The organism is Candidatus Eisenbacteria bacterium (assembly GCA_035577985.1).
GTDB lineage: Bacteria > Desulfobacterota > Binatia > DP-6 > DP-6 > DATJZY01.
On the sequence record DATJZY010000040.1, the window covers coordinates 1 to 5,695 of the forward strand.

Genomic DNA, 5,695 nt, shown 5'->3' on the forward strand with positions numbered 1-5,695 from the left:
TCTTGCCGCGCAGCTCGTAGTCCTGTGTCGCCGTCCGCGCGAACTGAATGACGGGCGTCGTCCAGCGTACGACCTCCTCGACGGTGGAATCGACGAGCTCGGCGTCGGCGCGGAGCTTCTCCCATTCGCCCGGGTTCTCGAGCAGTGCGAGCAAACCGCCGGTCATCGCGTTGCGCGTAGTCTCGTTGCCAGCGACGACCAGCAGGAAGAAGTACGACAGCAGCTCGACGGGCGGCAGTGGCGCGTCGTTCACGCGCCCGTTGGCGATGACACTGACGATGTCGGCGGTCGGCTGCGCGCGCCGGCGCTCGACGAGGTCGTTGAAGTACGTGAAGAGCTCGAGCCGCGCGGACTCGATGGTGTCGCGCGGCGTCCCACCGCTCTGGAACTCGGGATCCTGCGGCGCGATGATCTCGTTCGTCCAGCGGAAGAGCCGGTTCCAATCCGCTCGGGGCACACCCAGCATCTCGGCGATGACCGCGATCGTGATGCGGGCCGATATCTCGCGCACGAAGTCGCCCTCGGTCATCCGTGCCGCGTCGTCGAGCACTTCGCGCGTCACACGCGCGACCTTGTCGTCCATGGCGCGGATGGCGCGCGGCGTGAACCACCCGCTTGCGAGGCGCCGGTAGCGGGCATGGTCGGGCGGATCCATGTTGAGGAGATGGCGCACCTGGCCTTCGGGCGGCGGTGGGAGGTCGAGCGTGAAGACGGCGAGCCGCGGCTGGTTCAGGAAGAGCTCGGGCTGCTTGCTGATCTCGATGATGTCGGCGTGCTTCGTGATGGCCCAGAACGGCTCGACGTTCGGGCGGTCGTACCAGAAGACGGGCGCGTTGCGGCGCAGCCACGTCCACTCGGCATGCGGATAGCCGTGCTGCTCGTAGTGCTCCGAGGTGGCGACGTCGAGGGTCGCGGGATCGAGCTCGCGTGTCACGGGGTCAGCGCCTATTCGGTCGGGCTCGTCGTGTAAAGGGACCACCGTCGCACGGCGCGCGGTCCGTTGAACGGCGGCTGCATTGCCGCGGCATGCCGGTCGCGCGTGAGGTCGGGCCACCCTCGGTCCTCCCCGACCCAAGACCCGGTCTTGGGTCGGCAAAATCACGCCGGGGGCGGGCCACCGGGTGGTCCGGACGGCGGCCGGCGCAGCGCGCGGAGCGTTGCCTGCTGCTCGGGATCGAGCGTGTTCTTGATGCGGACGAGCAGGGTGAAGTTCACCTGCTTCACCTGCTGCTCGATCGAGGTGACCTTGGCGAGCTTCACGAGCACGGTCGCCTCGTCGACGCGATCCGCGGCAAGGAGCTTGCCGAGCGCCTCGGATTCGCTTTCGAGCTCCCACTGCAGGTCGACGAGCCGCTGCTGCGTCTCGGCCATCGCGTGCTTGATCGCGTCGATCTGGGCCGGCCGCAACCCGATCTCCTGCTGGTGCTGCATCACCATCGCAGGCGGGAACATCTGGCCGACGAAGGCGGGCGGACCCGGCGGCGGTCCGGAGCCCATGAGGCCCGGCCCGCCGCCGTCCTTCGGTGGCGGCCCCTGCGCCCAGGCTGCGACGCCCCAGACGAGCGCGGCGACCACGGCGGCTCGGCGTAGGTGGTTCATGCCCCTCCTTTGGACGGCTCGGCGGTGCCGGCCGTGTCGATGCGCGGGCATCCGAGCGCGGAGTCGTAGCAGCCGATGGACGGGATGCTCGTATAGAGAGCGAGGCCGAACGGCTCGAGCAGGACGTCGGTGGGGCTCTCGTAGGCGCCGAGCGCGATGGTCGAGATCGTCGCGGTCTCGCGCGCCGACTCGGAGTGCGTTCGAAGCCAGATCGCGAGCGCAGCGGCGGCCGCGAGCGAAAAGGCGGCCATCAGCCCGGCGCGCCACGGACGCGGCCGGCGGCGTGGCACGCCGGCGAGCACGCGCGCCGCGAGCCCCTGCGACGGTAGCGAGGTCGTCGCGGCATCGAGGACACGATCGAGCGCGGCGGCGCCGTCGGAGAGTGCACGCGCGGCGGCCGAGGCCGCGATGAGGTCGCTCCCTGCGACACGCTCGGCCTCCGGCCAGCGCGCCGGTGCGGCGCCGTATGCGTCCAGCAGCTCGCGCAATCGCTCCGGCGTCATCGGCGTCAGTCGCCTTTCAGGAGCATCGGGGCGATCGCGCGAAGGTGGGCGCGCAGGGCGCGCCGGGCACGGGCGAGGAGCGACTCCAGCGCCTCCACGCTGACGTTCATGACCTCCGCCGCCTCGATGTTTCGCAGCCCCTGATAGTGGCAGAGCGCCACCGCCACCCGCTGCATCTCGGGGAGCTTCGCGAGCGCGGCGTCCACGTGGCGCGCGACGTCGTGGTCGTGCACCGGTGCGCTCGGATCGGCGGCGGGATCGACGAGGTCCAACAGGCCGTCCGACGTCGTCTCGCGCCGTTTGGCGATGCGATCGAGGCAGGCGTTCATCGCGACCCGATGGAGCCAGGTGCGGAACTGCGCGTCGCCGCGCCGCCAGCGCGGTGCGGCGGCCCACACGCGCAGGAAGACCTCCTGAGCCGTGTCCTCGGCATCACTGCGATTCCCGAGCATGCGGTACGCGAACGCCACGATGCGCGTGAGATGTCGCTCGACGAGGCGCTCGCAGGCCGCGCGATCGCCCCTGCCGGCGCGCACCATCAGCGCTTCGTCCGAATCCGCTCTCATCCCCCGGTGCCGTCGGGCACGGCGCCGCGTAGCACGTCTCGTCGCGGGCCACATCGCCCCCCAACCAAGCGTTTGTCCACGGCGCCCCGACCATTGGTCGTTCCCCCCGGATCCGGAATCGCGCTCGGGCACGTTCGTGCCCGTTCGTCTGAGGGTTGAACGGCCCGCGCGTCGAAATCCGTCGCAGCAGCGCAACGGAGCTACGACCAAGGGCTCGAATCGCGCCTCCGGGTCCTTCAGCGAGTGGGCCCGCGGTCGCGCGGAGGACCGGGACCGCCGGGCATGCGCCGCGTCCTTCGCCGTCGCGCGATGCGTGCGACCGCGCGGGCGAACTGACGCGCGAGCCGGGCGAGCTCCGTGTCGCCGCGGGGCATGAGGAGTTCCCGCGCCGTGCGCGATACCGGCGGCGTGGCAGGTATCGGAGAGGTCGCCGGTGGCGCGATGAAGCGATAGCCGCGGCGATGCGCGGTTTCGATGAAGCGCGCACATCGCGCGTCGTCGCCGAGCGCGGACCGGAGCTCGCGGATGCATCCGGAGAGCACCGACGGTGAGACGTGCGTCGCGGGCCAGACGGCGTCGAGCAGCTCGTCCTTCGGCACCAGCCGACCAGGGTGGAGCGCCAGATATTCCAGCACCGCGAACGCCTTCAGGCGAAGAGGAACGTTGGCGTCGCCCCGCAGCAGCCGGCCGCTCAGGCGGTCGAGGCGGTACGGCCCGAAGGACACGACCATCGGCCCACCTGCCGCGGCGCCGTTCACGTCGCATCCAAATCGCAGCGTTTTCTCATCGCGTTCCCAAGACTCCGGCGGCCACGGCGGCCTACGTCTCCTTTCGCCGTCCTCGGTCGGACGGCGAAGGGAGGGATGGAGTCATGAACAAGCAACGAGGAGTCTTCGGGTTGGCGATCGCGCTGGCGCTCGGCGGTGCGGCACAGGCGGACTTCGGCGATCCCGTGATCGGCCTCACCGCGGAGGAGCTGCAGCGGTTCACCGACGGGCAGGCCGCCTTCGCATCGGTCGAGGAGGCCGACGAGGGCCTGGGGCCGATCTTCAACGGCACGTCGTGCGGCGGCTGCCACAGCGTCGGCGCGCTCGGCGGCGGCAGCGACACGGTCGAGACGCGCTTCGGCACCACCACCGGCGGCGCCTTCGACCCGCTCGCATCGCTCGGTGGCTCGCTGATCCAGAATCAGGGCATCGGTGCCGCCGGTGCGTGCACCTTCGTGGGCGAGGTCGTTCCCCCGCAGGCGACGATCCGCGCCGGCCGCCGCACGACGCCGCTCTTCGGTCTGGGGCTCGTGGACGCCGTGCCCGATGCGACGTTCGTCGCGCTCGCGCGGACGCAGGCGCGCCGCACCCCCGCCACGGCCGGGCGGGCCAACATGGTCGTGAACGTCGTCAGCGGCGGCACGTCGGTCGGGAAGTTCGGGTGGAAGGCGCAGGTGCCGAGCCTGATCCAGTTCTCGGGCGACGCCTACGTGAACGAGATGGGGATCACGACGCCCATGTTCCCCGACGAGATGTGTCCGAACGGCGACTGCTCGCTCCTCGCCTGCGACCCCGTGCCGGGCATCGACGACGATCTCGAGGACGTGGAGGCGTTCAATGCGTTCATGAGCTTCCTCGCCCCGCCGCCGCGGCTCGGGCCGGTCGACTTCGCGCTCGCGTCGGCACAGCTCCAGCAGACGTTCCCCGGCACGTCGTCGTCGGCGCTCGCCCGTGGCGGCAGCCGGGTCTTCGGTCGCATCGGCTGTGACGATTGCCACGCGCCGGCGCTGACCAGCGGCCCCAGCCCGGTCGCCGCGCTCAACCGCCGGCGCTTCCGGCCGTACTCCGACTTCCTGCTGCACGACATGGGCAGCCTCGGCGACGGCATCGAGCAGGGCACGGCGAGCGGTCGCGAGATGCGCACGGCGCCGCTGTGGGGCCTGCATGTGATCACGACCTTCCTCCACGACGGCCGTGCGAAGACGATCGAGGAGGCGATCCTCGCCCACGATGGACAGGGAGCGCCGGCGCGCGGCCGGTTCCTGGCGCTGCGGCCCATACAGAGGGCGTCGCTGCTGGCGTTCCTGGGAACCCTCTGACCTGCTGCACGACAACGGCCGCCTCGTGGTCGCCCGGGTCGTCACGGCCCGGGCGACCTCTTGTGGCTTGAACGGGCTGCGCGCGAAAATCCGTCGCGGCGCCGGACCGACGGATTTCGCGGTGCGACCCGTGTAACGTGCGAGTCGGAGGCAGGTCGTGGCGAAGACACACACTCTCGGCTGCGTGGTGACGCGCAGGCAAGCACTCGGCATCATCGGCGCGGCCGGCGCCGTCTCGTTCGTCGCTCTCGGCAGCGCGTCCCGCGCCTGGGCCGCCTGCGCGGTCCCGCCGTCGCAGACCGAAGGCCCGTACTTCGTGGACGAGCTGCTCCAGCGGTCCGACATCACGGTCGATCCGAGCGACGGCTCCGTGCAGCCCGGTGTGCCACTGCGCCTGCGCATCAACGTCCTCCGCGCCGACGCCGGCTGCGCGCCCGCACCGGGTCTCCAGGTCGACGTGTGGCACGCGAGCGCGAGCGGCCTGTACTCCGACGAGGCGGCGATCGGCACCGTCGGCAGGAAGTACCTGCGCGGCTACCAGACGACCGATGCGAACGGCGCGGTCGAGTTCACCACCGTCTATCCGGGCTGGTACACCGGCCGCACGATCCACATCCACTTCAAGGTCCGCGCCTTCGACGGTACGCAGATCACCTACGAGTTCACCTCGCAGCTCTACTTCGACGACGCGGTGAGCGATCAGGTGATGGCGCTCGCGCCGTACGGTACGCGCGGCGCTCGCGACACGACGAACGCGAGCGACGGGATCTTCAACGGCACGACCGCGCTGCTGCTCGCCCTCACCGACGACGGCAACGGGGGCTACGTGGGCACGTTCGACGCGGGCCTGACGGGTCTTCCAACGACGACGGGCACGACGGCGTGCGCCGATCTCGCCGACTGCCGTGCCGTTCTCACCGCGGCGCTGCCCGACCCGGCGG

General features: G+C 70.9%; 7 protein-coding genes. 2 read left to right on the top strand and 5 right to left on the bottom strand.

Going from position 1 to position 5,695, the window contains the following annotated elements:
- The 5 genes from VMS22_06025 to VMS22_06045 all read right to left on the bottom strand — a co-directional run.
- Positions 1-934 (bottom strand): cytochrome P450 (locus VMS22_06025; protein ID HXJ33583.1); only part of this gene is annotated, 934 nt, incomplete at its 3' end.
- A 164-nt stretch (positions 935-1,098) separates the two neighbouring features.
- A complete protein-coding gene (locus VMS22_06030) occupies positions 1,099-1,599 on the bottom strand; it encodes a periplasmic heavy metal sensor (protein ID HXJ33584.1) in 501 nt (166 codons plus the stop codon).
- Positions 1,596-2,102, bottom strand: coding sequence for a hypothetical protein (locus VMS22_06035; GenBank protein HXJ33585.1), 507 nt, complete (start codon positions 2,100-2,102; stop codon positions 1,596-1,598). The genes VMS22_06030 and VMS22_06035 overlap by 4 nt, the downstream gene beginning before the upstream one ends.
- Positions 2,103-2,107: 5 nt before the next feature.
- A complete protein-coding gene (locus VMS22_06040; GenBank protein ID HXJ33586.1) occupies positions 2,108-2,722 on the bottom strand; it encodes an RNA polymerase sigma factor in 615 nt (204 codons plus the stop codon).
- Positions 2,723-2,904: 182 nt separating this feature from the next.
- Positions 2,905-3,426, bottom strand: a complete 522-nt coding sequence (locus VMS22_06045) for a transcriptional regulator (protein ID HXJ33587.1) — start codon at positions 3,424-3,426, stop codon at positions 2,905-2,907.
- A 113-nt stretch (positions 3,427-3,539) separates the two neighbouring features.
- Here VMS22_06045 and VMS22_06050 point away from each other — a divergent pair, with 113 nt between their 5' ends.
- Together VMS22_06050 and VMS22_06055 are read left to right on the top strand one after the other, a co-directional pair.
- Positions 3,540-4,754 (top strand): di-heme oxidoredictase family protein, encoded by a 1,215-nt coding sequence (locus tag VMS22_06050; protein HXJ33588.1) that lies wholly within the window; start codon positions 3,540-3,542, stop codon positions 4,752-4,754.
- A 157-nt stretch (positions 4,755-4,911) separates the two neighbouring features.
- A partial coding sequence (locus VMS22_06055) for an intradiol ring-cleavage dioxygenase (GenBank protein ID HXJ33589.1) occupies positions 4,912-5,695 on the top strand: 784 nt, incomplete at its 3' end.

Bases quoted from the DNA above. Each gene is read 5' to 3' on its own strand.
- VMS22_06030 (HXJ33584.1), bottom strand. From the start codon at position 1,599: ATGAACCACCTACGCCGAGCCGCCGTGGTCGCCGCGCTCGTCTGGGGC.
- VMS22_06035 (HXJ33585.1), bottom strand. From the start codon at position 2,102: ATGACGCCGGAGCGATTGCGCGAGCTGCTGGACGCATACGGCGCCGCA.
- VMS22_06040 (HXJ33586.1), bottom strand. From the start codon at position 2,722: ATGTGGCCCGCGACGAGACGTGCTACGCGGCGCCGTGCCCGACGGCAC.
- VMS22_06050 (HXJ33588.1), top strand. From the start codon at position 3,540: ATGAACAAGCAACGAGGAGTCTTCGGGTTGGCGATCGCGCTGGCGCTC.